Annotated in this window: 23 protein-coding genes; 13 read left to right on the top strand and 10 right to left on the bottom strand. The window is 72.8% G+C overall.

Annotation, left to right across the window (positions count from 1 at the left end):
- Positions 1-47 precede the first annotated feature (47 nt).
- Both OG580_RS09945 and OG580_RS09940 read left to right on the top strand, forming a co-directional pair.
- Positions 48-1,721, top strand: a complete 1,674-nt coding sequence (locus OG580_RS09945) for an HtaA domain-containing protein (RefSeq protein ID WP_267043286.1) — start codon at positions 48-50, stop codon at positions 1,719-1,721.
- Between the two features lie 91 nt (positions 1,722-1,812).
- Positions 1,813-2,481 carry a PhzF family phenazine biosynthesis protein gene (locus OG580_RS09940; protein WP_267043285.1) on the top strand — a complete coding sequence of 223 codons (669 nt, stop codon included), beginning with the start codon at positions 1,813-1,815 and terminating at the stop codon, positions 2,479-2,481.
- Positions 2,482-2,502: 21 nt separating this feature from the next.
- On the opposite strand, the gene OG580_RS09935 is transcribed toward OG580_RS09940, so the two are convergent.
- Entirely contained in the window at positions 2,503-3,153 is a 651-nt protein-coding gene (locus OG580_RS09935; protein ID WP_267043284.1) for a heme oxygenase (biliverdin-producing), read from the bottom strand.
- Positions 3,154-3,267: 114 nt separating this feature from the next.
- Complete coding sequence (gene map / locus OG580_RS09930) at positions 3,268-4,125, bottom strand: type I methionyl aminopeptidase (RefSeq protein WP_267043283.1); 858 nt, start codon at positions 4,123-4,125, stop codon at positions 3,268-3,270.
- A gap of 61 nt (positions 4,126-4,186) precedes the next feature.
- Between map and OG580_RS09925 the strand changes: the two genes are divergently transcribed.
- Positions 4,187-4,420 carry a hypothetical protein gene (locus OG580_RS09925; RefSeq protein ID WP_267043282.1) on the top strand — a complete coding sequence of 78 codons (234 nt, stop codon included), beginning with the start codon at positions 4,187-4,189 and terminating at the stop codon, positions 4,418-4,420.
- Between the two features lie 23 nt (positions 4,421-4,443).
- On the opposite strand, the gene OG580_RS09920 is transcribed toward OG580_RS09925, so the two are convergent.
- Together OG580_RS09920 and OG580_RS09915 are read right to left on the bottom strand one after the other, a co-directional pair.
- Positions 4,444-5,757 (bottom strand): MFS transporter, encoded by a 1,314-nt coding sequence (locus tag OG580_RS09920; RefSeq protein ID WP_267043281.1) that lies wholly within the window; start codon positions 5,755-5,757, stop codon positions 4,444-4,446.
- A gap of 88 nt (positions 5,758-5,845) precedes the next feature.
- Positions 5,846-6,448 carry a hypothetical protein gene (locus OG580_RS09915; protein WP_267043280.1) on the bottom strand — a complete coding sequence of 201 codons (603 nt, stop codon included), beginning with the start codon at positions 6,446-6,448 and terminating at the stop codon, positions 5,846-5,848.
- Between the two features lie 106 nt (positions 6,449-6,554).
- Between OG580_RS09915 and npdG the strand changes: the two genes are divergently transcribed.
- Positions 6,555-7,295 carry an NADPH-dependent F420 reductase gene (gene npdG / locus OG580_RS09910; RefSeq protein WP_267043279.1) on the top strand — a complete coding sequence of 247 codons (741 nt, stop codon included), beginning with the start codon at positions 6,555-6,557 and terminating at the stop codon, positions 7,293-7,295.
- An 80-nt stretch (positions 7,296-7,375) separates the two neighbouring features.
- The gene (locus tag OG580_RS09905) at positions 7,376-7,561 is read left to right on the top strand and encodes a hypothetical protein (protein ID WP_267043278.1); all 186 of its coding nucleotides are present in this window, start codon (positions 7,376-7,378) and stop codon (positions 7,559-7,561) included.
- 22 nt (positions 7,562-7,583) lie between these two features.
- Here the strand turns inward: OG580_RS09905 and OG580_RS09900 are convergent, their stop codons facing one another.
- On the bottom strand, positions 7,584-8,378 hold the full coding sequence (locus tag OG580_RS09900) for a site-2 protease family protein (protein ID WP_267043277.1): 795 nt from the start codon (positions 8,376-8,378) through the stop codon (positions 7,584-7,586).
- A gap of 114 nt (positions 8,379-8,492) precedes the next feature.
- On the opposite strand from OG580_RS09900, the gene OG580_RS09895 reads away from it, so the two are divergent.
- Positions 8,493-11,861: a BTAD domain-containing putative transcriptional regulator gene (locus OG580_RS09895; protein ID WP_267043276.1), complete on the top strand. Its 3,369-nt coding sequence runs from the start codon at positions 8,493-8,495 to the stop codon at positions 11,859-11,861.
- Between the two features lie 21 nt (positions 11,862-11,882).
- Here OG580_RS09895 and OG580_RS09890 read toward each other — a convergent pair whose 3' ends face one another.
- The 3 genes from OG580_RS09890 to panB all read right to left on the bottom strand — a co-directional run bounded on the left by OG580_RS09890 (position 11,883) and on the right by panB (position 14,758).
- Complete coding sequence (locus tag OG580_RS09890) at positions 11,883-12,752, bottom strand: ABC transporter permease (RefSeq protein ID WP_267043275.1); 870 nt, start codon at positions 12,750-12,752, stop codon at positions 11,883-11,885.
- On the bottom strand, positions 12,749-13,741 hold the full coding sequence (locus OG580_RS09885; RefSeq protein ID WP_267043274.1) for an ATP-binding cassette domain-containing protein: 993 nt from the start codon (positions 13,739-13,741) through the stop codon (positions 12,749-12,751). The genes OG580_RS09890 and OG580_RS09885 overlap by 4 nt, the downstream gene beginning before the upstream one ends.
- Positions 13,742-13,894: 153 nt before the next feature.
- Complete coding sequence (gene panB / locus OG580_RS09880) at positions 13,895-14,758, bottom strand: 3-methyl-2-oxobutanoate hydroxymethyltransferase (RefSeq protein WP_267043273.1); 864 nt, start codon at positions 14,756-14,758, stop codon at positions 13,895-13,897.
- Between the two features lie 189 nt (positions 14,759-14,947).
- Here panB and OG580_RS09875 point away from each other — a divergent pair, with 189 nt between their 5' ends.
- The 4 genes from OG580_RS09875 (at position 14,948) to OG580_RS09860 (ending at position 20,257) form a co-directional block, all read left to right on the top strand.
- Positions 14,948-16,780: a DHA2 family efflux MFS transporter permease subunit gene (locus OG580_RS09875; RefSeq protein ID WP_267043272.1), complete on the top strand. Its 1,833-nt coding sequence runs from the start codon at positions 14,948-14,950 to the stop codon at positions 16,778-16,780.
- Between the two features lie 235 nt (positions 16,781-17,015).
- The gene (locus OG580_RS09870) at positions 17,016-17,609 is read left to right on the top strand and encodes a TetR/AcrR family transcriptional regulator (RefSeq protein ID WP_267047951.1); all 594 of its coding nucleotides are present in this window, start codon (positions 17,016-17,018) and stop codon (positions 17,607-17,609) included.
- A 183-nt stretch (positions 17,610-17,792) separates the two neighbouring features.
- Positions 17,793-18,821, top strand: coding sequence for an endonuclease/exonuclease/phosphatase family protein (locus OG580_RS09865; protein WP_267043271.1), 1,029 nt, complete (start codon positions 17,793-17,795; stop codon positions 18,819-18,821).
- A 197-nt stretch (positions 18,822-19,018) separates the two neighbouring features.
- Positions 19,019-20,257, top strand: coding sequence for an MFS transporter (locus OG580_RS09860; RefSeq protein WP_267043270.1), 1,239 nt, complete (start codon positions 19,019-19,021; stop codon positions 20,255-20,257).
- Here OG580_RS09860 and OG580_RS09855 read toward each other — a convergent pair.
- Positions 20,220-21,983: an NAD+ synthase gene (locus OG580_RS09855; protein WP_267043269.1), complete on the bottom strand. Its 1,764-nt coding sequence runs from the start codon at positions 21,981-21,983 to the stop codon at positions 20,220-20,222. The genes OG580_RS09860 and OG580_RS09855 overlap by 38 nt on opposite strands.
- A 140-nt stretch (positions 21,984-22,123) precedes the next feature.
- Between OG580_RS09855 and OG580_RS09850 the strand changes: the two genes are divergently transcribed.
- From OG580_RS09850 to OG580_RS09840, 3 genes are read left to right on the top strand one after another with little or no spacing between them, the layout of a single operon-like run.
- Entirely contained in the window at positions 22,124-23,602 is a 1,479-nt protein-coding gene (locus OG580_RS09850) for an APC family permease (RefSeq protein WP_267043268.1), read from the top strand.
- 14 nt (positions 23,603-23,616) lie between these two features.
- Positions 23,617-24,303 (top strand): DUF998 domain-containing protein, encoded by a 687-nt coding sequence (locus OG580_RS09845; RefSeq protein ID WP_267043267.1) that lies wholly within the window; start codon positions 23,617-23,619, stop codon positions 24,301-24,303.
- A complete protein-coding gene (locus OG580_RS09840) occupies positions 24,300-25,112 on the top strand; it encodes an alpha/beta fold hydrolase (protein WP_267043266.1) in 813 nt (270 codons plus the stop codon). Before OG580_RS09845 ends, OG580_RS09840 begins: the two co-directional genes overlap by 4 nt.
- Here OG580_RS09840 and OG580_RS09835 read toward each other — a convergent pair.
- The gene (locus tag OG580_RS09835; RefSeq protein ID WP_267043265.1) at positions 25,097-25,516 is read right to left on the bottom strand and encodes a CBS domain-containing protein; all 420 of its coding nucleotides are present in this window, start codon (positions 25,514-25,516) and stop codon (positions 25,097-25,099) included. The genes OG580_RS09840 and OG580_RS09835 overlap by 16 nt on opposite strands.
- Positions 25,517-25,658 lie beyond the last annotated feature (142 nt).

The following is a 25,658-nucleotide window of genomic DNA, read 5'->3' as shown; positions in this document are numbered from 1 at the left end:
ACCCCCCTGCGCCGCCCCCCCCCGCACCACCGAGGAGAACCCCCGACATGGCCACCCCCCTGCGCCGACCCGTCACCCTGGCGGCCGCCGTCGCCACCGCCGCCGCACTCGGCACGGGCGCCGTCGCCCTCGCCCTGCCCGCCGCCGCGGCCGACGCCGCCGCGCCTTCGACGGCGCTGAGCGACGGCACCCTGGACTGGGGCATCAAGCAGTCCTTCCGCTCGTACCTGGCCCAGCCCTTCGCCCAGGGGAAGACCACGCTCGAAGGCGGCGCGAAGCAGGCCCCGGGCAACGGCGTCTTCACCTTCGTCGAGGGCACCGGCACCTACGACACGGGCACCCACGCCACCGCCAACTCCTTCAAGGGCGGGGTCCACTTCGAGGCCCACGCGGGCGTCCTCGACATCCGGATCTCGGACGTGAAACTGACGACGAAGGGCACGGCCGCGCCCACCGGTGAGATCACCGCCGACGTCGTCACCAAGGAGAAGAACGGCACCTTCACCACCCGCGACGACGTCTCCTTCGCCGCGCTCGACATGACCGGCGTCCGGCCGTCCCAGGGCGCGGGCGGCGCCATGGTCTTCAAGGACATACCGGCGAAGCTGACGCAGGACGGCGCGGCGGCGTTCGCGGGCTTCTACAAGGAGGGCGACGCGCTCGACGCGGCCACGCTCACCGTGAAGGCGGGCTCCCAGCCCCCGACCACCCAGCCCCCGACGACCCGGCCCCCGACCACCCCGCCGCCCACCACCCCGCCCGTCACGCCGACCTCCCCGGCGCCGACGACCACCACCCCGACGTCCCCCGCGCCCACCACCACGTCCCCGACGTCCCCTGCCCCGACGCGGACCACCACCGCACCCACGACGACCGCGCCCCCGACGACCGCACCCACGACGCAGCCGCCGGCCGACCCCTCCGGTGTCGTGAACGGCAGGCTCACCTGGGGCGTGAAGCAGAGCTGGCAGCGGTACGTCGGTGACCTGTGCGGCGGCTCCGTGACCGCCTCCGGCGGCGCCGTGAAGCGGGGCACCGCCTACGACTTCGGCTTCGTCAAGGCCGACCTCGACGCCGACGCCCGCAAGGCCGAGGCCGCCTTCTCCGGCAAGCTGGCCTTCGTCTGTGCCGCGCACGGCATCGACATGACCGTCGGCGACGTGAAGGTGAAGGCGACGGGCTCCACCGGCACCCTCACCGTCGACGTGACCACCGCGACCGGCACCAGGAACGACGTGGCCTTCGCCGACCTGGACCTCTCCCGGGCCGACTGGACGGTGAAGGACGGTCTCGTCACCCTCGCGGACGTTCCGGCCAGGCTGACGGCGGCCGGCTCGGCCGCGTTCGCCGCCCCGGGCGGCCAGGGCGGCTACCCGGCGGGCACCGCCATGGACCCGGTGACCGTGACCCTCGCGGCCGACGGGGACGCCTCGCTGCCCCCGGCCTCCGGCGGCTCCGCCACGACCGGCGGCTCCGGCTCCGCCACGACCGGCGGCGGCTCCGGTACGGCCGGCGGCTCGTCCACCACGGGCGGTGGCGGGACCGTCGGCGGCGGCACGGCCGGCACCGTCGGCGGCGCGGGCACGACCGGCGGCTCCGGCGCCCTCGCCGCCACCGGCTCGGGCACCCCGACCGGCCTCCTCCTCACCGCCTCCGGTCTGATCGCCGGCGCGGGCGCGGCCGTCGTCATCGCCGTACGCCGCCGCGCCACGGAGTCCTGACCCCCCGAAACCGCCACCCCCCGACAGGCAGGGCCGCACCCGATCCCCGGGTGCGGCCCTGCCGCACCGGGCGGAGTGGTTCAATTCCGCCATGAACACGACCGCCACTGACATCGACGTCCTCCGGGTCTTCTGTGCGGGCGACGGCCGCCACGGCAACGCCCTCGGAGTCGTACGGGACCCCCGCGACCACCCCGACGAGGCCTCCCGGCAGGCGCTCGCCAAGGAGCTCGGCTTCAGCGAGACGGTGTTCGTGGACGACCCGGAGCGCGGACACGTCGACATCTACACCCCCGGCGTGCGGCTGCCGTTCGCCGGACACCCGCTCATCGGCGCCGCCTGGCTGCTCGACCTGGAGGTCGTCCGACCGCAGGCCGGTGAGGTCTGGGTGCGCGGGGACGGGGAGTTCACCTGGATCGAGGCGCGCGCCGAGTGGGCGCCGCCCCGGACCCTGCGCCGGTACGGATCCGCAGCCGAGGTCGAGGCCCTGGAGGTGCCCGAGCCGGGCGAGTGGATCTACGCCTGGGCCTGGGAGGAGGAGGCCGCCGGCCGTATCAGGGCGCGGGGCTTCCCGGGGCGCGGTGACGGCATCGACGAGGACGAGGCGACCGGCGCGGCGGCGCTGCTCCTGACGGCGGAGCTGGGACGGGCCCTGAACATCACACAGGGCCGGGGTTCGCAGCTGCTCACTGCCCCCGGCCCTGACGGAATCGTGGAGTTGGGCGGACGTGTCCGCCTGGAGGGAACGCTCACGCGCTGAACGCGTGGGCGTCCCGCCCGCTCACGCGCTGAGCGGGAACTCGCTCCCCAGCTGGTGGAAGACCGCGCTGTTGAAGTCGAAGGCGCGCTTGCACTCGTCGACGATCCGCTGCTTCTCCAGGTCGTCGGCGTTCACCCCGTCGAGCAGCTCCCGGTAGTCCCGCTTGAACGCGGCCGGGTTGCCGATCTCCTCGAAGACGTAGAACCGCACGCCGTCGCCCTTGCGCGCGAAGCCCCAGGTCCGCTCCGCCTTGTCGCGGATGATCTGTCCGCCCGACAGGTCGCCCAGGTAGCGCGTGTAGTGGTGGGCCACGTAACCGGCGGGCCACTCACGGGCGCACTCCGCGACCCGCTCGGCGTACGCGACGGTGGCGGGCAGCGGGGAGACCCCGGCGCGCCAGTCGGGGCCCCGCAGATGGGCGAGGTCCTGCTCCAGGGCGGCCGTGCGGAACAGCTCGGTCTGTATGAAGGGCCCGGCGACCGGGTCCTCGCGCAGCGCCTCCGCACCCTCCTCGAGGGCGCGGTAGACGAACCAGAGCTGCTCCGTGTAGCGGGCGTAGGCGTCGACGGCCAGGCGTCCGCCCAGGAGGTCGCCCATGAAGGACGACGTCTCCGCCTCCGTGTGCTGCTCGTGCGAAGCCGTACGGATGAGCGTGGAGAAGGGCGTGTCCAAGGCGTGCCTCCGGGGCCGATGGGACGGGAACCAGTGCTGATCTTGCCAAGTTAGGCTTGCCTAAGTCAACTGGTTCCCGACGACCTGTCGGTAAAAACGTACCCCGTGGAGCGGTCAGGGCAACGTAAGGATTTCGGCCCCGTTCTCGGTCACGACGAGCGTGTGCTCGAACTGGGCCGTCCGCTTGCGGTCCTTGGTCACCACGGTCCAGCCGTCGTCCCACATGTCGTAGTCGTGGGTGCCCAGCGTGAGCATCGGCTCGATCGTGAAGGTCATGCCGGTCTTGATCTCGGTGGTGTGGTGGGGGGAGTCGTAGTGCGGGACGATCAGACCGGAGTGGAACGACGAGTTGATGCCGTGCCCGGTGAAGTCCCGGACGACGCCGTAGCCGAAGCGCTTGGCGTACGACTCGATGACCCGCCCGATGATGTTGATCTGACGGCCCGGCCGCACGGCCTTGATGGCCCGGTTCAGCGACTCCCGGGTCCGCTCGACGAGCAGCCGCGACTCCTCGTCGACGTCGCCGCAGAGGTAGGTGGCGTTGTTGTCGCCGTGGACGCCGTTGATGTACGCCGTGACGTCCAGGTTCACGATGTCGCCGTCGCGCAGCACCGTGGAGTCCGGGATGCCGTGGCAGATGACCTCGTTGACCGAGGCGCAGAGCGACTTCGGGAAGCCGCGGTAGCCGAGGGTCGACGGATAGGCGCCGTGGTCGCACATGTAATCGTGGGCGACCCGGTCGAGCTCGTCGGTGGTCACCCCCGGGGCGATGTGCTTGGCGGCCTCCTCCATCGCCCGCGCGGCGATGCGGCCGGCGATCCGCATCCGCTCGATGGTGTCGGAATCCTGCACCTCGGACCCGCTGTACGGGGTCGGTGCGGGCTTCCCGACGTACTCGGGACGGCGGATGGAGCCCGGAACGGAGCGGTGGGGGGAGAGCTCCCCCGGAACGAGAAGCGACTGGCCAGACATGTCAGCGAGTCTAACGACCACGTCTGGGGCAGCATGGTCTCGGAGGAAGGAGCCGACGACGATGGCCCTGTTCAAGAAGAAGACCGTGGGCAAGCCCGGCGAGTGGTACTACTGCCTGGAGCACAAGAAGGTCGAGGAGGGCCCGGAGTGCCCGGCGAAGAACCGCTTCGGCCCGTACGCCAGCCGTGAGGAGGCCTCCCACGCCATGGAGACCGCCCGGGAGCGGAACCTGGAATGGGAGACCGATCCGCGCTGGCACGAGAGCGGCCGGACGGACGAGACCCCCGACGCGTGACCCCGGGGGGTGGCCGGGCCCGCTCAGGCGGTCCCGGCCGCTTCCCGGTCCTCCGCTCGTACGGCTTCCTGCTGGGCCTTTCGGCGCAGTGAGTCCTCGTCCGTGTCCGAGTCGTACGTGAGCAGCTTCGGCAGCGCGAGGCAGAGCAGCCCCACCGAGGCGACACAGGCGACACCGCCCGACCAGATCGCCGCCCGGGTGCCGGTCCAGCCGGCCATCACGCCCGCCCGGACCTGGCCCAGCTGCGGGCCGACGCTGTAGGACAGCACCTCGATGCCGGCGAGCCGCCCGCGCAGCTCCTCCGGGATCGTCTGGTTCCAGATCGTGGCCCGGCCGAGGCCGCTCAGCATGTCGCCGGCGCCCGCGAAGGCCAGACAGAGCAGCACGAGCCAGACGTTCCCGAACCAGCCGGCCGCCGCGATGGCCAGACCCCAGCCGGCCGCGCCCCCGACCACGAGCAGCCCGTGGCGCCGCACCCTGGACGTCCAGCCGCTGGTCAGACCGAGCACCAGCGAGCCGACCGAGCCCGCCGCGTACATCAGGCCGAGGGACCACTCCGCGTCCAGCTCGTCCGCGAGGAACGGGAAGATCGCGTTCGGGAAGGCGAAGAACATCGCCGCGAGGTCGATCGCGTACGTGCCCAGCAGCACCGGCCGCGACCAGGCGTACCGCGCGCCCTCCGCGATGCCCCGCAGCGAGGGCTTCTCCGCGTCGTGCGCGGGCGGCGCGGGGGAGAGACGGCGGCACATCAGCACGGAGGCGGCGAAGCCGACGATCGTCACCGCGTACGCCGGGGCGTGACCGGAGTACGCGACGACGAGCCCCGCGATCGACGGGCCCGCGATGGAGCCGATCTGCCAGCGCAGCGAGTTGAGGGCGGCCGCCGCCGTCTGGTGCTCGTGCGGCACGATCCGGGCGAGCAGCGAGTCGAGCGCGGGACGCTGGAGCCCCGCGAGCGCCGAGACCCCGGCCGCCACCACGTACAGCGGCCACAGCATCGGCTCCGGCAGCAGCGCGTTCAGCAGCAGGAGCAGGGCGAGCAGCCCGAGCCCCGCCTCCGTCGCCACGATCACCTTCCGCCGGTCGACGGCGTCGGCGAGCGCGCCGCCGTAGAGCCCGAAGACGACCAGCGGCACCAGCTCGACCGCGCCCATCGCCCCGACCGCGAGCGGCGAATCCGTCAGGTCCTTGATCTGGAGCGGCAGCGCGATCATCGCCATGGCACTGGCGAAGTAGGTCACGAGCCCCTGACTCCACAGGAGCCGGAAGTCACGGGACGCGCGCCACGGCGCCAGATCGGGCAGGAGGGCGGAGAACTTCGAGAAGGCGGAGGACACGAGGGGCCATGTTCCGGCCGGCCGGCGCCGGGGGCAACCGAATTTGCAGGTCAGCGGCGGCCGTCCCCGACCGACGGGCCGGTGGCGGTCACCAGCGCGGCGGTGGCGGGGCCGTCAGACGGTCGGCGAGGTCCGAGAGGCGGTCGCGGAAGCGGCGGCTGCCCCGGGGCGACGGGAGGCTGTTCTCCCCGGCCGCCGCGCTCACCAGGTGCTGCACCGTGTCCAGGTCCACCTCCGCCCCCTCCGCCACCGTGAGCGTCTCGTGGGCGAGCCCCCGCACCTCCGCGTCGCCGCCGTCGAGCGAGAGCACCGTCGCCCCGGCCCGCCGCGCGTCGTGCACCCGCTGCAGCAGCCCCGCGTCCGGCCGCTCCGGCGCCACCATCAGCAGCGTCGCCCCGCGCCCCGCGACCTCCAGACGCCCGAGACCGACCGCCAGATGCGCCGGATCACCCGGCCGCACCCGGTGACGTACGAGCGTCGGCGCCAGCTCCGGAAGCCCCGACCAGGCCGACTCGTCGACGAGGTGCGCCGCCAGGTGCCAGGGCTCGTACTCCTCCGTGCCGACCAGCAGCAACCCGCCCCGGTGGGGGACGACCGAGGACCGGAGCGCCCCCGCGAACCGGCGCGCCTCCCGCGGCCACTCGGTCCCGGCGAGCACTTCCCGAAGCAACGCGACCCGTACGGCATCCACGGGTCCACATCCTGCCTCAGCCGCGCCGCGCACGTGGCCGGTTGTGGCAGGGGCCACCCGTACGGGACGGGGTCCCGCGGCCCGACCGGTCGGTAATGTCGGGCCCATGACTTCCTCCACCGACTCCACCGACTCCACCGGCTCCCCCGCCACCGCCGCCACCCCCAAGGCGGCCCCCAAGGACCCGTGGGACCTCCCCGACGTCTCCGGGCTCGTCGTCGGCGTCCTCGGCGGCACCGGCGAGCAGGGCCGCGGCCTCGCCTACCGGCTCGCCAAGGCCGGCCAGAAGGTGATCCTCGGCTCCCGCGCCGCCGACCGCGCGCAGGCCGTCGCCGAGGAGCTGGGCCACGGCGTCGAGGGCGCCGACAACGCCGAGTGCGCCCGCCGCAGCGACATCGTGATCGTCGCCGTGCCGTGGGACGGCCACGCCAAGACCCTGGAGTCCCTGCGCGAGGAGCTCGTCGGCAAGCTCGTCGTGGACTGCGTCAACCCGCTCGGCTTCGACAAGAAGGGCGCCTACGCCCTCAAGCCCGAGGAGGGCTCCGCCGCCGAGCAGGCCGCCGCGCTCCTCCCGGACTCCCGGGTCGCGGCCGCCTTCCACCACCTCTCCGCCGTCCTCCTCCAGGACGCCTCCCTGGAGGAGATCGACACGGACGTGATGGTCCTCGGCGAGGAGCGCGCCGACGTCGAGCTCGTCCAGGCCCTCGCCGGCCGCATCCCCGGCATGCGCGGCGTCTTCGCCGGCCGCCTGCGCAACGCCCACCAGGTCGAGTCGCTCGTCGCGAACCTGATCTCGGTCAACCGCCGCTACAAGGCGCACGCCGGGCTCCGGGTCACCGACATCTGAGCCGGTCCCTGCCCGGCGGCGGGCATGGGGGACACTGGACGGGCACCAGCAGCGCCGTACCCGGACAGGAGCCGTCCCCCATGCCCCGCCTCGCCCTCTACGCCCTCGTGGTCTGCGCCCTGGCCGTCACCGCGGCCGTCGTCTCCTTCGTCCAGGGCAGCTTCCTCGGCGTGATCTGGGTCCTCCTCGCGGGCCTCTCGTCCAACATGGCCTGGTACTACATCCGCCGTGCGAAGGTCGAGAAGGCGGCTGCCGCGCAGGGTTAGGTCCTGTCCGACCGGTTCGGCATCAGACCTCGCACGGCTCCGGGATCTCCTCCCAGAACCGGAACAGGTGCGCGCCGCAGTACCTGTCCGCGGGCGACACCCCGAGGGCGTCCGTCAGCATGTAGGTCACGTCGAAGAACCAGACGTTGACCGCCGGTACGAACAGCAGCGCGATCACGATGAAGAAGCCGTACGGCGCGTACGGCGCGATCTGCCGCTTCACCTTGTACGAGAGCCAGGGCTCCACGACTCCGTACCCGTCGAGCCCCGGCACCGGCAGGAAGTTCAGGAGCGCGGCGGTCACCTGGAGGAACGCCAGGAAGGCCAGCGCGTACCGGAAGGCCGCGGGCACGCCGTCGAGCGCGTCGAGCCAGAACGGGGCCGTGCAGACCACGGCGAACGCGACGTTCGCCAGCGGGCCCGCCGCCGAGATCAGGCTGTGCTTCCAGCGCCCCTTGATCCGGCCCTGATCGATGAAGACCGCACCGCCCGGCAGACCGATCCCGCCCATGATCACGAACAGTACCGGCAGGATGATGCTCAGCCACGCGTGCGTGTACGCGAGCGGGTTCAGGGTCAGATAACCCTTCGCCCCGACCGTGATGTCCCCGCCGTGCAGCGCCGTACGGGCGTGCGCGTACTCGTGGAGGCAGAGCGACACCACCCACGCCGAGGTCACGAAGAGGAACACCGCCAGGCCGGGCGAGGCGGCGAAGTCCGACCACACCGCCCAGCCGGTGACGGCCATGACGGCGAGGATCGCCAGGAAGACGGGGCTGATCCGTCGTTCGTGGCTCCGGTTGGTGGCCGTGGTCATCGCGGGAACTCCCAAGGGGCGGAGGGCTGGTGTGCGGGAAACGTACCGGGTGCGGGTACGAGTTCCGACACCCGAGGTCCGGAGGCGGGCGGCGGCTCGCGGAGAATGGGGGCTGTGCGTTACTTCGTGCTCGGCCCGACCCTCGCCCGCGCGCCCGACGGCACCGACGTGACCGTCGGCGGTCCGCGGGTGCGCGCGCTGCTGACCGTCCTCGCCCTGCGGGCAGGCCGGACCGTGCCCGTACCGGTCCTCGTCGACGAGGTCTGGCACGGCGACGAGCCGCCCGCCGACGCGGTCGCCGCGCTCCAGGCCCTCGTCGGACGGCTCCGCAGGGCCCTCGGCCGTACCGCGGTGATCTCGGCGGACGGCGGCTACCGGCTCGACGCCCGGCCCGAGGACGTCGACGCCCAGCGTTTCGAGCGGCTCGCCGTCGAAGGCGTGGCCGCGCTCGGCGCCGACGACGCCGTACGGGCCGCCGCCCTCCTCGACGAGGCCCTCGCGCTCTGGCGCGGACCCGCCTTCGCCGACCTGCCGGACCGGGAGGCGGAGGCCGCCCGCTGGGACGCCCGCCGCCTCGACGCCCGCCGCGCCCGGCTCGGCGCCGCCCTGGCCCTCGGCGAGGCCGCCCAGGCCCTCCCCGAACTGACCGCCCTCAGCGCCGCCCACCCGCTCGACGAGCCTCTCCAGGCCCTCCGGATCCGGGCCCTGCGGGACACCGGCCGCGCGGCCGAGGCGCTCGCCGCGTACGAGTCGGTCCGCCGCGCCTTCGCCAACCGGCTCGGCACGGACCCCTCCCCGGCCCTGCGCGCCCTCCACGCGGAGCTCCTGGCCCCGCCGGCAGCCGCGAGGACGGAGGCGTACACGAAGGCGGAGGCACCCGCGAAGGCAGAGGCACCCGCGAAGGCGGAGGCACCCGCGAGCGCCGAGCCGCCGAAGCCGCCCGTGCGCGGGAACCTCCGGGCCCGGCTCACCAGCTTCGTCGGGCGGGACGAGGACATCGCCACCCTCCAGGAGGACCTGCGGACGGCCCGGCTCGTCACCCTGCTCGGGCCCGGCGGCGCCGGGAAGACCCGCCTCTCGCAGGAGGCGGCCGAGCGCGGGGCCGAGGCCTGGCCCGACGGGGTGTGGGTGGCCGAACTCGCCGCCGTCACCGACCCGGAGGCCGTCCCCGAGGCCGTGCTCGCGGCCGTCGGCGCCCGGGAGACCGTGCTGCGCGGCGCGGGAGCCGAGGAGCTGCGCGGCGGCGGCGACCTGCTCGACCGGCTGGTCGAGCACTGCGCCGGGCGGCGGATGCTGCTGCTCCTCGACAACTGCGAGCACCTCGTCGCGGCCGCCGCCGAACTGGCCGAGGCCCTCCTCGGGCGCTGCCCCGGACTGCGGGTCCTGGCGACGAGCCGGGAGCCGTTGGGGGTGCCGGGGGAGGTGGTGCGTCCGTTGGGGCCGTTGCCGGTGGGGATGGCGTTGCGGTTGTTGGGTGAGCGGGGTGCGGCGGCGCGGCCGGGTTTTCGGGTGGCGGATGATGCGGGGGCGGCGGAGGAGGTGTGTCGTCGGCTGGACGGGTTGCCGTTGGCGATCGAGTTGGCGGCGGCGCGGTTGCGGATGTTGTCGGTGCGGCAGATCGCGGACCGGTTGGATGATCGTTTCCGGTTGTTGACGTCGGGGGCGCGGACGGTGTTGCCGCGGCAGCAGACGTTGCGGGCGGTGGTGGACTGGTCGTGGGAGTTGCTCGACGGGTCGGAGCGGGCGGTGTTGCGGCGGCTGGCGGTGTTCACGGGCGGGTGTGATCTGTCGGCGGCGGAGGCGGTGTGCGCGGACGGTTCCGTGCGCGACGTGCTGGATGTGCTGGGTGCTCTTGTCGACAAGTCGCTCGTGGTCGCGGGGCCGGGGTCCGAGGGTGAGGGGATGCGGTTCCGTCTGCTTGAGACGGTGGCGGAGTACGCGGGGGAGCGGCTGGACGAGGCGGGGGAGCGGGTGGCGGCCGAGCGGCGTCACCTCGCGTACTACCGCGAACTGGCCCGCCGTACCGACCCCGAACTCCGCGGCCCCGGACAGGTCGCCGCCATCGCCCGCTTCGGGACCGAGTACGGCAATCTCCGCACCGCCCTGCGCCGGGCCGTCGCCGCCCGCGACGAGGACGAGGCGCTCGTCCTCGTCCACTCCCTGCTCTGGTACTGGCAGATGCGCGACCTGCGCACCGACGCCCTGCACTGGGCCGGCGCCGCCGCCGACCTCGGACCCGACCCGTTCACCCCGCCCGCCGCCCCCGTGGCCCCCCTGCACGAGCCGTGCACGGCCGCGCCGCCGCCGCTCTCCGAGGAGCAGCGCTGGGAGGCCCGGCGCGGGGTGCGGCTCGTCGAACTCCTCAACATGGACCACGAGACCGGGCGCTGGACCAGCCCCGAGGGGGTGCACCGGCTCCGTGAGATGACCGCCGTGTACGAGCCGGGGCTGCCGCAGACCTGCCGGCTGCCCGGCTCCTTCGCCGTCTTCGCGGTCCTCCTCATCGGCGAGGCCGGCCGGCTCCGCGAACTCCTCGACACGACCGTCGAGGCCTGCCGCCGCCACGGCTACGACTGGGAGCTCGCCAACGCCCTCCAGATGCGGGCCAACATGTTCGCCAACCGGGCCGACTGGGCCTCCGAGGCGACCGGCGACGCCGACGAGAGCCTGGAGATCTTCGTCCGCCTCGGCGACGCGTGGGGCGCCGCGGAGGCGCTCTCCTCCCGGGCCGAGGCCCGCGAGCGGCAGCTCGAATTCGAGGGCGCGGCCGAGGACTTCGCCGCCGCCATCGACTACGCGGAACGGATCGGCGCACAGTCGCAGACGGCCCTGCTGCGGGCCCGGTACGCCGGGACGCTCGTCGAGACCGGTCGGCTCGACGAGGGCGAGGCGATCCTGCGCGAGATCGTGGAAGGGGAGCACGGCCGGGGCCACGAACCCCTGCTCGGCGCCCGTATCTTCCTCGCCCTGGCGCTCGGCCGCAGCGGTCGCACCGCCGAGGCCCGCGAGCACCTGCACGCGCTGCGGGGGGAGTTCGGCTCCGAGACCCTCTCCATCTTCGAGGGCTTCACGCTCGGCAGTCTGGCCTGGCTGGATGACGTGGACGGGGAGTACCGCTCCGCCTTCGACCTCGCCGCGGAGGCGTACGAGCGCTCCCTCGGCACCCTGTCGATGATGATCGCCCCGCAGATGCCGGCCGTCCACGTGGTCGTCGCGGCCTGGGCGCTCGCCGGTATCGGCGGTCCCGCCGCACGGTTCGCGGCGACGCTGCTCGGGACCCGGGACGGCCTCCTCCCGGACGGGCACCTGCCGCCGCCGCTGGAGCGCGAGAACCTGGCCACGGCCACCGAACTGACCCGATCCGTCCTCGGCGAGGCCGCGTTCGCCGCGGCATACGCCGAAGGCGGCGGTCTCTCTCTCGAAGAGACCGCCGCCCTGCTCGGCCGCGCCGCCGACGCGATCAGTGAGCGCGCCGAGTCCTGACCCCCGTACCAGGGGCGCCGCTCAGACCTTCTTGCGGAACTTGGTGACCGCGAGCGGCGCCGTGACGACCGTGATCACCAGTGCCCAGCCGAGGGTCATCCACACCGAGTGGGCGACCGGACCGCCGTTGATCAGGTTCCGGGCGGCGTCGGCGAGGTTCGACAGCGGGTTGTAGTCGGTGAAGGTCTCCAGCCAGCCCGGCATCGACGTCGTCGGGGCGAAGATCGAGGAACCGAACTGGAGCGGCATCAGGACGAGCATCGCCATGCCCTGGACGGCCTGGGCCGTCTTGAGGGTGAGCCCGAGCAGGATGAAGATCCACATCAGCGAGGCTCCGAAGACCATCGACAGACCGATGGCGGCGAAGAGGTGGAGGACCGAGGTGTGGATCTCCAGGCCGAGCAGGAAGCCCATGCCGAGCAGGATCGCGGTGGCGATCAGCATCCGGCCGACCTCGACGACGATCTTCGCGATCAGGACGGAGGACCGGGCGATCGGCATCGTCCGGAACCTGTCCATGACCCCCTTCTTGAAGTCGTCGTTGATGCCCACGCCGACGGCCATGGCGATGTTCATGCCCATCATCGCCATCAGGCCGGGCGTCACGTAGTTGACGTAGACGTCGTTGTTGCCCTTGCCGGAGATCGCGCCGCCGAAGACGTACACGAACAGCAGGATGAAGATGATCGGCATCAGGACGGCGTCGAACATCGACTCCGGGTCCTGCTTGATCTGCAGGGCGTTGCGGCGGGCCAGGGCGCCGATGTGGCGGAGGTTGGCCCGCAGCCCGATCCGGCCCTCGGCGGACGGCGCGGGGCGCGCCGGAGCCGTCCTCGGAGCGTCGCCGGGGGACTTGGTGACAGTGGTCGTGGTGGTCGTGGTCGTGCTCACGCGGCGACCTCCTCGCTGATCGCGTCGGACACGTCGGTCTTCTGGCCGGTGATCGCGAGGAACACCTCGTCCAGGCTGGGCAGATGGGTCCCGATGTGGGCGATGCCGAAGCCGCGCGCCCCGAGCAGCGCCACGACGGCGGTCAGCTGCTGGTCGGTGAGGATCGGCACGTACAGCGCGCCCTCGTCGGGCACGACGGTCGAGCCGGCGACGCCGTCGAGACCGGTCTCGCGGAGCGCGGCGGCCATCGCGGACAGCTGGCCCGGGTCGACCGGGCGGACCTTCAGGGTCCGGCCGCCGACCTTCGCCTTGAGCTCGTCGACCCCGCCCTTGGCGATGACCTTGCCCTTGTCGACGACGGTCAGCTCGCTCGCGAGCTGCTCCGCCTCCTCCATGTACTGGGTGGTGAGGAGGACGGTGACGCCCTCGGAGACCATCCGATGGACCTCGTCCCACACCTCGTTGCGGGTGCGCGGGTCGAGTCCGGTCGTCGGCTCGTCCAGGTAGAGGACGGAGGGCTGCCCGATCATCGAGGCGGCGAGGTCGAGCCGGCGGCGCATACCGCCGGAGTAGGTCATCGCGGGCCGCTTGGCGGCGTCGGTCAGGGAGAAGCGCTCCAGCATCTCGTCGGACCGGCGGCGGGCGTCCTGCCGGGACAGGTCGAGCAGCCGCCCGATCATGTAGAGGTTCTCCCAGCCGGAGAGCTTCTCGTCGACCGAGGCGTACTGGCCGGTGAGGCCTATGGTGCGGCGCAGCTGGCGGGGGTGCTTCACCACGTCGTACCCGGCGACGGTGGCGGTCCCGGCGTCCGGGACGAGGAGGGTGGACAGGCAGCGGACGAGGGTGGTCTTGCCGGCGCCGTTCGGCCCGAGGACCCCGAGGACGGTGCCCTCCCGGACGTCCAGGTCGACCCCGTCGAGGGCCTTCGTCGCGCCGAAGTGCTTCACGAGGCCCCGGACCTCGACGGCGTTGGTGTGTGATCGCGTCATGGGAGCACTACATCAGCCGCCACCGACAATCCCCCGACAGACGACCGACAGCCCGCCGACGGGGGGTGTCGGCGGGCTGTCGGAGGTGCCGCAGTGGCGTGGGAGCCCTTGCGGGCCTGGTGTCGATCAGGCCCGGTCAGGGGCGGACACCTTCTAGTGGAAGGTGTGCTCCTCGGCGGGGAACGCCCCGCCGGAGACGTCCTCCGCGAAGGCGCGCGCGGCGTCGCCGAGCGTGCTGCGGAGGTCGGCGTACTGCTTGGTGAAGCGCGGGACCTTGCCGCCGGTCAGGCCGGCCATGTCGGTCCAGACGAGGACCTGGGCGTCGGTGCCGGCGCCCGCGCCGATGCCGATGGTCGGGATGTGCAGCGAGCGGGTGACCTCGGCGGCCAGCTCGGCCGGTACGAGTTCGAGCACGACCGCGAAGGCGCCCGCGTCCTGCGCCGCCTTGGCGTCGCTGAGCAGCCGGTGGGCGGCCTCGTCGCTACGGCCCTGCACCCGGTAGCCCATGGTGTTGACGGACTGCGGGGTGAGGCCGAGGTGGGACATGACGGGGATGCCGGCCTGGACGAGCAGCTCGGTCTGCGGCAGGGAACGCTCGCCGCCCTCCAGCTTGACCGCGTTGACGCCCGCGTCCTTGATCAGCCGGGTCGCGTTGCGCAGGGCCTGGACGGGCCCTTCCTGGTACGAGCCGAAGGGGAGGTCGCCGACGACGAGGGCGCGCTTGGTGCCCCGTACGACCGCGGCGGAGAGGATCGTCATCTCGTCCATCGTGACCGGCACGGTGGTCTCGTAGCCGAGGTGACAGTTGCCCATCGAGTCGCCGACGAGGATCACCGGGATGCCGGCCTCGTCGAAGACGGAGGCGGTCATCGCGTCGTAGGCGGTGAGCATGGGCCACTTCTCGCCGCGGACCTTGGCGGCGGCGATGTCGTGGACGGTGATGCGGCGCGTGCCCTGGCCGCCGTACAGCGCCTTGCTGCTGTCGGCGGGTGACTTCTGGGCAGCCTGAAGCGTCATGGGAAACGGCTCCTTCGTCATCTCGAGGCGCCCTGACGGCGTCCCCGGACCACATCCATGGTGGCACTTCGCCGGGCGGGCGGGGAAGTGGGCCGGAGTGGCGCTGTTCACACCGGCGCAACGTAAAGCCTCCGCAAGGTTTTTCGATACGAGACGGTCTCGTATCGAAATGGGTCTAGGGTGATCGGCATGTCCTCGCAGCCGTCCCCCGCTCCCGCTCCTTCGGGCACTCCGGGCGCTCCGCCCCGTGTCCCCGAGGCCGTCCACCGCCGCCGCTGGGCCGTCCTCGGCGTTCTCATGCTCAGCCTGCTGATCGTCGTCCTCGACAACTCGATCCTGAACGTGGCGGTCAAGACGATCGCCGCCCCCGCGCCCACCGGCATCGGCGCCACCCAGAGCGAGCTGGAGTGGTCGATCAACTCCTACACGCTCGTCTTCGCCGGACTCCTCTTCACCTCCGGCCTGCTCGGCGACCGCCTCGGCCGCAAGAAGGTGCTGCTCTTCGGCATCACCGTCTTCGGCATCGGCTCCGCCCTCGCCGCCTTCTCCGGCTCCCCGGGTGAGCTGATCGCCTACCGGGCCGTCATGGGCCTCGGCGCCGCCTTCGTCATGCCCGCGACCCTCGCCGTCCTCATGAACGTCTTCGAGCGGGACGAGCAGCCCAAGGCCATCGGCATCTGGGCCGGCAGCGTCGGCCTCGCCATCGCGATCGGACCGATCACCGGCGGCATCCTGCTCGAACACTTCTGGTGGGGATCGATCTTCCTCGTCAACGTGCCCGTCGTCCTCCTCGCCCTCGCCCTCATGGTCTGGCTGGTCCCCGACTCCCGGGACCCGAAGCCGGGCCGGATCGACCTCCCCGGCGTGCTGCTCTCCGTCCTCGGGCTCGTCCTCCTCGTGTACGGGATCATCCGCGGCGGCGAGCTGGCGAGCTTCACCGACGTCACCGTCCTCGCCCCGGTCCTCGGCGGCCTCGCGGTCCTCGTCGTCTTCGTCCTGCACGAGCGGCGCAGCGACCACCCGGCCATCGACATGGCGTACTTCCGGAAGCCCGCGTTCGCCGCGGCCGTCGCCGCGATCGCGCTGGTCTTCTTCGCGCTCATGGGCGTGACCTTCTTCTCCGCCTTCTACCTGCAGAGCGTCCGCGGCTACAGCGCGCTGCAGTCCGGGCTGCTCATCCTGCCGCTCGCCGTCGCGCAGATGGTGTTCGCGCCCCGGGCGCGGCTGGTCGTCGAGCGCTTCGGCGCGAAGGCCGTCTGCACCGTCGGCATGCTGCTCGTCGCCGCGGGCCTCGCCGCCTTCGCCCTCTTCGACGCCTCGACGCCGGTGTGGGTGATGGAGGTCGTCTTCTTCCTCCAGGGCGCGGGCATGGCGCACATCATGCCGCCGGTGACGGTCGCCGTGATGCAGGCCCTGCCGCGGGAGAAGGCGGGCTCCGGCTCGGCGATCAACAACACGTTCCGGCAGGTCGGCGGCGCGATGGGTGTGGCCGTCCTCGGCTCGGTGCTCTCCTCCACGTACCGCGGGGAGATCGAGCGGCACCTCGGCGGGGTGCCGGCGGCGCTGCGCGACACGGCGGGCGAGTCCATCGAGGCGACGCTCGCGGTCGCGGAGAAGCTCGGCCCGGCCGGCCGGAGCCTGGTGGCCCCGGCGTACGACGCCTTCCTCGACGCCATGCACGTCACGGCGATCGCCTCCGCCGTGATCGCCCTGGTCGGCGCGGCCGTCGTGGCCGCGTTCCTGCCGGGCCGTACGCAGCGGGGCGCGGCGCCCGCGCCGACCGACGGCCCGGCGGCCGACGGGCCTGCCGTGGCGGACGGGCCTGCCGTGGCGGACGGCTCCGACGGGGCGGACGCCTCCGGGGCCGTGCGCGATGCCGGGACCGTGGACGGAGCCGAGACCGTGGACGGCGCCGGTACGGTCCGGGGCGCCGTTCCGGCCCCCGCGGCCCCGGACGGTGACGTCCGGCGGGCCGCCGTGCCCGTGCCCGGGGCCGAGGCGGGAGAATCGGCCCGTCGATAGGCCGACGGCCGGTCACCGGAGGAGAGGCGGAGCGCACGTGTCGCTGCAGGACGGCGGGAGCCCGGAACCCCACGACGGCGAGGCCCCGGAACCCCACGACGGCGGGGTACCGGAACCTCACGGCGGCGAAGCCCCGGAGCCCCGCGGCGGCGAGGCCGAGCCCCACGGCGGCGGGTCGCGCCCCGTGGGCTGCGGAGGCCCCGCGCCGGAGGACGGGGACGCGCCCGGCGGGGCGGTGCCCGGTGCCGCCCGGCGTGGGCGGCCGCGGAGCGAGGCCGTCGAGCAGGCGATCTTCGACGCGGCCATCAGGCTCCTGGAGGGCGGTACGCCGCTCGCCGAGGTGTCCATCGAGAAGCTCGCCCGTACCGCCGGCGTCGGCAAGGCGACCATCTACCGGCGCTGGCCCGGCAAGGAGGAGCTCTTCGTCGACCTGCTCCGCTCCGTGGAGCTCCCGGACCCGGTGCTGCCCGGCACCTCGGCCCGGGACGACCTCGTCACGCTCCTGGAGTCGATCCGCCGGCGCGGGCTCGCCAAACGCTCCTCCGCCCTCCTCCACAACGTGTTCTCGCAGATGCAGCTCTATCCGAAGCTGTGGGACACGTACCACCACACCGTGATCGAACCGCGCCGCCGCCTCGGCCTGGACGCGGTGCGGCGCGGCATGGAGCGGGGGGAGATCCGCGACGACCTCGACGTCGAGCTGGTCAACGACCTGTTCACGGGCCCCCTGCTCCTCCGTACCGTCATCCGCCCCGGCGGCGCCCTGGAGCCCGGCCTCGCCGAGCGGATCGTCGACACCGTCCTGGAGGGCCTGCGCCCGCGCGGCTGATCCGCCGCGAAGCCGACCCGACCCGTACGAATGTGCGCGTTCTGTCACAGGGTCGCCGCCCTCGCCACCTGCAGGAACCCGCCACGCATCAGTGTCGTCCCTGGGGGAGTACGACGGCCCCGGGATCGCCTAGTGTCGACACCGGGTCACGCAAGACGGCAAGGCAGCAGTGAGGACAGTGCGATGGCGCGGGTGGACATGACGGAGACCGAGCACGGCGACGCGGGACACGAGCGTCAGGGTTCCGGATCCCGGTTCAGGGACGCGCTCGACGGCCTCCGGCGCGACCGCGGCATCTGGCGCCGGGGCGTCCTGATCGCCGCCACCGCGGTGGCGCTCACGCTCCTGATGGTGTTCCACGCCGAGATCCCCAACACGGTCGGCAACCTGGGCAGCCTGACCGAGACCTTCCTGCCCTGGCTGGGCCTCTTCATCCCCCTCCTGCTGGTCCTCGCGCTGGTCCGGCGCTCCGCCACCGCCCTGATCGCCCTGCTGCTGCCCTCCGTGGTCTGGCTCAACCTCTTCGGCGGCCTCGTCGCCGACAAGTCCGTCGCCGGCGGCGATCTGACCGTCGCCACCCACAACGTGAACGCCGACAACCCGGACCCCGAGGGCACCGCCCGCGAGCTCGCCGCGTCCGGCGCCGACGTGCTGGCCCTGGAGGAGCTCAAGGGCGAGATGGTCCCGACGTACGAGCGGGGCCTCGCGGAGGCCTACCCGTACCACTCCGTCGAGGGCACGGTCGGCCTCTGGAGCAAGCTGCCCCTGCGCGCCGCGCAGCCCGTCGACATCCGGATGGGCTGGACCCGCGCGATGCGCGCCACCGTCGTGACCCCGAAGGGCGACGTCGCCGTGTACGTCGCCCACCTGCCGTCCGTCCGGGTCAAGCTGAACGCGGGCTTCACCGCCAACCAGCGCGACGACAGCGCCAACGCCCTGGGCGAGGCCATCGCCCACGACCCGCACGAGCGGATCGTCCTCCTCGGCGACCTCAACGGCACCATGAACGACCGCGCGCTCAACGCCGTCACCTCGCAGCTGCGCTCCACCCAGGGCGCGGCGGGAGACGGCTTCGGCTTCAGCTGGCCGTCCTCGTTCCCGATGGCCCGGATCGACCAGATCATGGTGAAGGGCGTCGAGCCCATGTCGTCCTGGGCGCTGCCGGCGACGATGAGCGACCACCTGCCGATCGCCGCCCGCGTGAAGCTCTGACGTCCGGGACTCCGGGGCTCCGACGTCCGGGACTCCGGGGCTCCGACGTCCGGGACTCCGGGCTCTTGGCCTCCGGCCCCCGGGACTCCGGGGTGAAACCTCCCCTTCATCCCCCGGAGACCGCCGGGAAGAATGCACCTGAGAGTCTTTGTTCCGACGAAGAACTATCTTCGGGACATTCCGGAAAGGCTCTCCCCATGCCCCTGGCGCTGCTCGCACTCGCCGTCTCCGCCTTCGGCATAGGCACGACCGAGTTCGTGATGATGGGCCTCCTGCCCAACGTCGCCGACGATCTCGGCACCTCCGTCCCCACCGCCGGATACCTCGTCTCCGCGTACGCGATCGGCGTGGTCGTCGGAGCGCCCCTGCTCACCGCCCTCGGCTCGCGGATCCCGCGCAGGCGGATGCTGCTCCTGCTCATGGCGCTGTTCGTCGTCGGCAACCTCGCCTCCGCGCTCGCCCCCGGCTTCGGCTGGCTGGTCGCGGGCCGGGTCCTCGCCGGGCTCCCGCACGGGGCCTTCTTCGGCGTCGGCGCCGTCGTCGCCGCCCGGCTCGTGCCCGAGGACCGGCAGGCGCGGGCGGTGGCCACGATGTTCCTGGGCCTCACCGTCGCCAACATCCTCGGCGTACCGGCCGCGACCCTGCTCGGCCAGCACCTCGGCTGGCGGGCGACCTTCCTCGTCGTCACCGTCATCGGCCTCCTGGCCATGGCCGCGCTCGCCCGCCTCGTCCCGTACGTCCCCGTGGACGACCGGCAGGGCCTGGGCCGCGAGGTGCGCGCCCTCGGCCGCCCGCAGGTGCTGCTCGGCCTGCTCACCGCGGTCTTCGGCTTCGCGGGCGTCTTCGCCGTCTACTCCTACCTCGCGTCGATGACCACCGAGGTGATGGGCTTCGGCGAGTCCACCGTCACCGTCGTCCTCGCCCTCTTCGGCCTCGGCATGACGGGCGGGGCGCTCGCCGCGGGCCCGCTGACCGACCGGGCGCTCCGCCCGACGCTGTACGGCTCGCTCGCGGCCCTCGTCCTCGCCCTGGTCGCCTTCCGCTTCACCGTCCACGTGCCCTGGCTGGCCCTCGTCACGGTCGTCGTGCTCGGCGCGGTCGGCTTCATGACGACCACCCCGCTCCAGATGCTGGTCATGCGGAAGGCCAAGGACGCCCCGACGCTCGCCTCCGCCTCCAACCACTCCGCCTTCAACCTCGCCAACGCGGGCGGCGCGTGGGCGGGCGGGGCCGCCGTCGCCGCCGGCTGGGGCTGGACCTCGCCGGCCCTCGTCGGCGCGGGTCTCACGGCGGTCGGCCTGGCGATCGCGGCGGTCGCGGGCCTGCTCGACCGCGCGGAGACGAGGGAGGAGGCCTCCCGCGTCGTGGCGGGAAGCCCCCTCGACACCGACAGGGTGGTCAGCGGGACGGCGTCGTCTCCCGCCAGCGGTTCGTGATCGGCAGACGCCGGTCCTTGCCGAAGCCCTTCGCCGAGATCTTGGTGCCCGGCGGGTACTGGCGCCGCTTGTACTCCGCCGCGTCCACCATCCGCAGCGTCCGCGCGACGACCTCCTCGTCGAACCCGGCCGCCACGATCTCGTCCAGGCCCCGGTCCGCGTCCACGTACAGGGCGAGGATCCCGTCCAGGACGTCGTAGTCCGGCAGCGAGTCCGTGTCCACCTGGCCCGGGCGCAGCTCGGCGCTGGGCGGCTTGGTGATCGAGCTCTCCGGGATCGGCGGGGTCATGCCGCGCTCCTCGGCCGCCCGGTTCCGCCAGCGCGCGAGCCGGAAGACGGTCGACTTGTAGACGTCCTTGATGGGCCCGAACGCGCCGACGGAGTCGCCGTACAGCGTCGAGTAGCCCACCGCCAGCTCGGACTTGTTGCCCGGTGCGAGGACGAGGTGACCCTCCTGGTTGGAGATCGCCATCAGCGTCGTACCGCGCAGCCGGGACTGCAGGTTCTCCTCGGCGAGGCCGGTGAGACCGAGCGCGGCCATGTACGCGTCGAACATCGGCTCGATCGACACCGTGCGGTAGTCGAGGCCGGTGCGGCGGGCCAGTTCGGCGGCGTCGCCGCGCGAGTGGTCGGAGGAGTACTTCGAGGGCATCGACACCCCGTACACGTTCCCCGCGCCGACCGCGTCGCAGGCGATCGCCGCGACGAGCGCCGAGTCGATGCCGCCGGAGAGACCGATGAGCACCGAGCGGAACCCGTTCTTCGCGATGTACGCGCGCAGCCCCACGACCAGGGCCGAGTAGACCTCCTCGTCGTCGTCGAGCCGGTGCGCGTAGCCGCCCGCGAGCTCCGGCTCGTACGAGGGAAGCGGCTTCTCGGAGAGCACCACCCGGTCGATCCGCAGCCCGTCGTCGACGCTGCCCTCGGGGGCCCCGGGGTCGGCGGCCGGCAGCTCCAGATCGACGATCACGCTGCCCTCGACGAACTGCGGAGCACGTGCGATCACCTCGCCCGTCGCGTCCACGACGATCGAGTCGCCGTCGAAGACCAGCTCGTCCTGGCCGCCGGTGGACGCCATGTACGCGGTGACGCAGCCGGCCTCCCGGGCCCGCCTGCGGACCAGTTCGAGCCGGGTGTCGTCCTTGTTCCGCTCGTACGGGGAGGCGTTGACCGACAGGAGGAGCCCGGCCCGCGCGCTGCGTGCCGCCGGGACGCGGCCGCCTTCCTGCCAGAGGTCCTCGCAGATCGCCAGGGCCACGTCGACGCCGTGCACGCGGAGCACCGGCAGGGTGTCGCCCTGGACGAAGTAGCGGTACTCGTCGAAGACGCCGTAGTTGGGAAGGTGGTGCTTGGCGAAGCGCAGCACCACCTCGCCGCGGTGCAGCACCGCGGCGGCGTTCTCCGGCGAGCCCGCGGGCCGCCCGAGCTTCGGCTCGGCCCGCTCGGAGCGGTCGAGGTAGCCGACGACGACCGGCAGCTCGCCGAAGCCCTCGTCCGCGAGGCGCCGGGCGAGCCCGCGCAGGGCGTCCCGTGAGGCCTCGACGAAGGAGGGCCGCAGGGCCAGGTCCTCGACGGGGTAGCCGGTCAGCGCCATCTCGGGGAACGCGACGAGATGCGCGCCCTGTCCGGCGGCGTGCCGGGTCCAGTGGACGATCGCCTCGGCGTTCCCGGCGATGTCTCCGACGGTCGAGTCGATCTGATTCAGGGCGAGGCGTAGTTGAGGCACCCGGCCAGTGTAATCGTCACACCGACGCGATGTCCCGGAAAACGCTCCAGGACGGGCCGGGGAGAACCCCGGACGCCCCGCCACCGTGGCCGGGTCGCGCTCGACATGCGACACGGCCCCGCCCCGCTGATCATGGGCCCATGACGACCACTGACGACCCGGCAGAGTCGGCACGGCCCGCCGCCGATGACATGACGACGGTCCAGGACGACGGCACCAAGCGGCAGTTCATCTCCTGGCTGACGCTCGCCTTCATGACCACCGCGTCCGTCGCGAGCCTGCGGCCCTCGCCGTCGATGGCCATCTACGGCCTCGCCGCGATCTTCCTCTACCTGCTCCCGGCCATCGTCTTCCTGCTCCCCACCGCCCTCGTCGGCGCCGAGCTCGCGTCCGGCTGGTCGGGCGGCATCTACCGGTGGGTCAGCGAGGCGCTCGGCAAGCCGCTGGGCTTCCTCGCGGTCTGGTGCCAGTTCGCCATGACCATCGCGTACTACCCGAGCCTGCTCGCGTACGTCGCCTCGACCTTCGCGTACGTCATCGACCCCTCCCTCGCCGAGAACGGCGTCTACGTCGCGATCGTCATCGTCGTCGTCTACTGGAGCGGGGTCTGGATCTCCTCGCGCGGGACGAAGGCGATCGCCGGTCTCTCCTCCTTCGGCCTGATCATCGGCACCCTCATCCCCGGCGTGCTGCTCGTCCTCCTCGGCATGATCTTCCTCGGCCAGGGCAACCCCTCCGCGCAGCCCATGACCGCCGACCACTGGCTCCCGCCGTGGACCGGCCTCGCGAGCCTGGTCCTGATCGTCAACAACTTCCTGTCCTACGCGGGCATGGAGATGAACGGCGTCCACGTCTCCTCGCTGCGCGAGCCCAAGCGCGAGTACCCGAAGTCGATGTTCCTGGCGACCGGCCTCGTCCTGCTGATCTTCATCCTTCCGGCCCTCGCCATCGCCTGGGTCATCCCCTCGGCGCAGCTCAGCCTCACCGCCGGTCTGATGCAGGCCTTCCAGGCCTTCTTCGACCACTTCTCCATCGGCTGGATGACCAAGGTCGTCGGCGTCATGCTGGTCTGCGCCGCCCTCGGCGGCATGCTCACCTGGCTCGCCGGACCCGCGAAGGGCCTCGTCCTGCTCTCCCGACAGGAGGGCTACCTGCCGCCCGCGCTGCAGAAGTTCAACAGGAACGGCGTCCCGCAGAACATCATGATCGCGCAGGGCGTCGTCACCACCCTGATCGGCATCCTCTACGCCTTCAGCGACGACGTCTCCAGCGCGTACTGGATGTTCTCCGTCATCACCGTGCAGATCTACCTGATCGCGTACCTGCTGATGTTCGTCTCCGTCGTCAAGCTCCGCAGGAGCCGGCCGGACGTCGAACGCGGCTTCCGCGTCCCCGCCGTCGAATGGGTCGCCGGCGTCGGCTTCGTCGCCTCGGTCGCCGCGCTCGTCATCGGCTTCGTCCCGCCCGACCAGTTCGGCGACCAGTCGCTCTGGCGCTACCTGCTCATCGTCGGCGGCGGCCTGCTGCTCCTCGGCGTCGTCATCCCGGCCGCGCTGCTCAAGTACCGCAAGCCGAGCTGGGTCCACCCCGACCACAGGGAACCTTCCGGTTCGTCCTGAACGTTCGAACCACCATGCCCGGAAAGGTGCCCGAAAGGGCGACGAGAGCGGCCGCGGCCCTGCTGGGCCTCGGCGCGCTCGCGTACACCGCCTGGCTCCTCGAAGTCCTCGTCCGGACCGGGCTCGATCCGGTCCGGACGTACGTCTCCGAACTCGCCGCCGCCGACCAGCCCCTCGGCGGCCTCTTCCGCGCCACCGACCTCGCCGCCGGCCTCCTCGTCCTCGCGGGCGCGCTGACCGGACTCGCCGCGACCCGGAGCCACGGGCCCTGGGCGCGCGGCGGCTGGATCGCCCTCGCCGTCTTCGGCGCCGCCACCGTCGCCGACTCGCGGCTCCCGCTCAGCTGCGCCCCCACCGCCGACCCCGCGTGCGCGGCCCGCGAGACCGCCGGACTCGTGCCCGCCACCCATACGGCCCACGCCGTCAGTTCGACCCTCGCCATGACCGGCGCCCTCGCCGCCATGGTGGCCCTGACGGTGGCCGCCCGCCGGTACGGCCACTGGCGCCCCCTCGCCCGTACGGGCCCCGCCCTCGTCGTCCTGGAGCTCGCCGCCACCACCTGGACCCTCGCCGCCATGGCCGCCTTCGAGGCCGGCAGGGGCACGTGGGCGCTCGGCGCCGGCCAGCGGCTCCAGGTCCTCCTGGTGGCCGTCTGGCTCGCGGTACTCGCCGGGTCCCTCGTCCGGGGGCGGTCGCGATGACCTTCGTACGGATCGGGGGAGTCGCCCACCACGTGGTCGTCGAGGGCTCGGGGCCCGTCTGCGTCCTGAGCGCCGGTCTCGGCCTGAGCTGGTTCGACTGGGACCCGGTCGTGCCGCTGCTCGCCCCGTACCGCACGGTCGTCCGCTTCGACCGCCCCGGCCACGGCCTGTCCGCCCCCGCCACGGCCCCGCCGACGGCGGCGGGCGAGGCGGACCGGATCGCGTCGCTCCTCGACGCGGTCGGCGGCCACCGGGCCCCCGTCACCGTCGTCGGCCACTCCATCGCCGGATTCCACGCGGAGGCCTTCGCGCGGCTCCACCCGGCCCGTACCGCCGCACTGGTCCTCGTCGACTCCTCGGTGGAGGAGCACCCCCGCCCCTCCCGGACCGCCGTCGCCGCCTCACGGTTCCTCGGCGGGACGCTCGCCGCCGCCGGGGTCCCGGCCGCGCTCGGCCCGACCCTCCGCCGGGCGGCCGTACGGAGCGACCCGGCGCCCTCCGCGCTGATCCGCCGCGTCTACCGCACCTCACGCGTCCTGCGCGGCACCCTCCTGGAGAACGCCCGCTACGGCGCCGTCGCCGCCGAACTCCTCGCCCTCCGTGACCGGTACCCGCTCCCGCCAGGACTGCCCGTCACCGTCCTCGCCGCCCCCGACGGCTCCGCCCGCTGGGAACGGCGCCAACGCGCGCTGGCCCGGCGGCTCGGCGCCCACTACGAGGCGGCCGTGCCGTCGGGCCATCTGGTCATGCTGGACCGCCCGGACGCGGTGGCCCGGGCGGTGCTGCGGTCCGGTCAGGTGGCGGCGTAGACGCTCGCGCAGAACGCCTTGATCTGCTCGTCCGACAGATGCTGGGCCAGATCGGCCTCGCTGATCATGCCGACGAGCCGCTTGCCCTCGATGACGGGGAGACGACGGATCTGGTGGCTCTGCATCTCCTCCAGGACCGCGCCCACGTCCGCGCCGGCCTCGACCCAGCGCGGCGTGCCCTTCGCCATCTCGCCGCAGGTGATCTTCGCCGGATCATGGCCCATGGCCACACAGCCGACCACGATGTCGCGGTCCGTGATGATGCCGCAGAGCCGTTCGTTCTCGTCGGCGATGGGCAGCGCGCCCACGTTCAGATTGCGCATCAGCTGCGCGGCGCGGTCGAGCGTCTCGTGTGCCGGGATCCACTGGGCCCCGGGGTGCATGATGTCCTTCGCCGTGGTCATGGGCTACGTACCTTTCGTCGAACGTCGTCGCACGAACGTCCCCGAGCCCATTCATTCTCGGCGCACGGCACGGCCCCCGCGACCGCAGCGGGTCACGGGGGCCGGACGGCCTTGCGGGATCAGGAGCGCGCCGCCTCGGGCA

It is taken from the genome of Streptomyces sp. NBC_00094, assembly GCF_026343125.1.
Lineage (GTDB): Bacteria > Actinomycetota > Actinomycetes > Streptomycetales > Streptomycetaceae > Streptomyces.
This window is presented reverse-complemented; position numbering and strand designations above follow the sequence as displayed.

Bases quoted from the DNA above. Each gene is read 5' to 3' on its own strand.
- OG580_RS09940 (WP_267043285.1), top strand. From the start codon at position 1,813: ATGAACACGACCGCCACTGACATCGACGTCCTCCGGGTCTTCTGTGCG.
- OG580_RS09865 (WP_267043271.1), top strand. From the start codon at position 17,793: ATGGCGCGGGTGGACATGACGGAGACCGAGCACGGCGACGCGGGACAC.
- OG580_RS09845 (WP_267043267.1), top strand. From the start codon at position 23,617: ATGCCCGGAAAGGTGCCCGAAAGGGCGACGAGAGCGGCCGCGGCCCTG.
- OG580_RS09900 (WP_267043277.1), bottom strand. From the start codon at position 8,378: ATGACCACGGCCACCAACCGGAGCCACGAACGACGGATCAGCCCCGTC.
- OG580_RS09945 (WP_267043286.1), top strand. From the start codon at position 48: ATGGCCACCCCCCTGCGCCGACCCGTCACCCTGGCGGCCGCCGTCGCC.
- map (WP_267043283.1), bottom strand. From the start codon at position 4,125: ATGTCTGGCCAGTCGCTTCTCGTTCCGGGGGAGCTCTCCCCCCACCGC.
- OG580_RS09885 (WP_267043274.1), bottom strand. From the start codon at position 13,741: ATGACGCGATCACACACCAACGCCGTCGAGGTCCGGGGCCTCGTGAAG.
- OG580_RS09840 (WP_267043266.1), top strand. From the start codon at position 24,300: ATGACCTTCGTACGGATCGGGGGAGTCGCCCACCACGTGGTCGTCGAG.
- OG580_RS09905 (WP_267043278.1), top strand. From the start codon at position 7,376: ATGCCCCGCCTCGCCCTCTACGCCCTCGTGGTCTGCGCCCTGGCCGTC.
- OG580_RS09925 (WP_267043282.1), top strand. From the start codon at position 4,187: ATGGCCCTGTTCAAGAAGAAGACCGTGGGCAAGCCCGGCGAGTGGTAC.
- panB (WP_267043273.1), bottom strand. From the start codon at position 14,758: ATGACGCTTCAGGCTGCCCAGAAGTCACCCGCCGACAGCAGCAAGGCG.
- OG580_RS09850 (WP_267043268.1), top strand. From the start codon at position 22,124: ATGACGACCACTGACGACCCGGCAGAGTCGGCACGGCCCGCCGCCGAT.
- OG580_RS09835 (WP_267043265.1), bottom strand. From the start codon at position 25,516: ATGACCACGGCGAAGGACATCATGCACCCCGGGGCCCAGTGGATCCCG.
- npdG (WP_267043279.1), top strand. From the start codon at position 6,555: ATGACTTCCTCCACCGACTCCACCGACTCCACCGGCTCCCCCGCCACC.
- OG580_RS09860 (WP_267043270.1), top strand. From the start codon at position 19,019: ATGCCCCTGGCGCTGCTCGCACTCGCCGTCTCCGCCTTCGGCATAGGC.
- OG580_RS09875 (WP_267043272.1), top strand. From the start codon at position 14,948: ATGTCCTCGCAGCCGTCCCCCGCTCCCGCTCCTTCGGGCACTCCGGGC.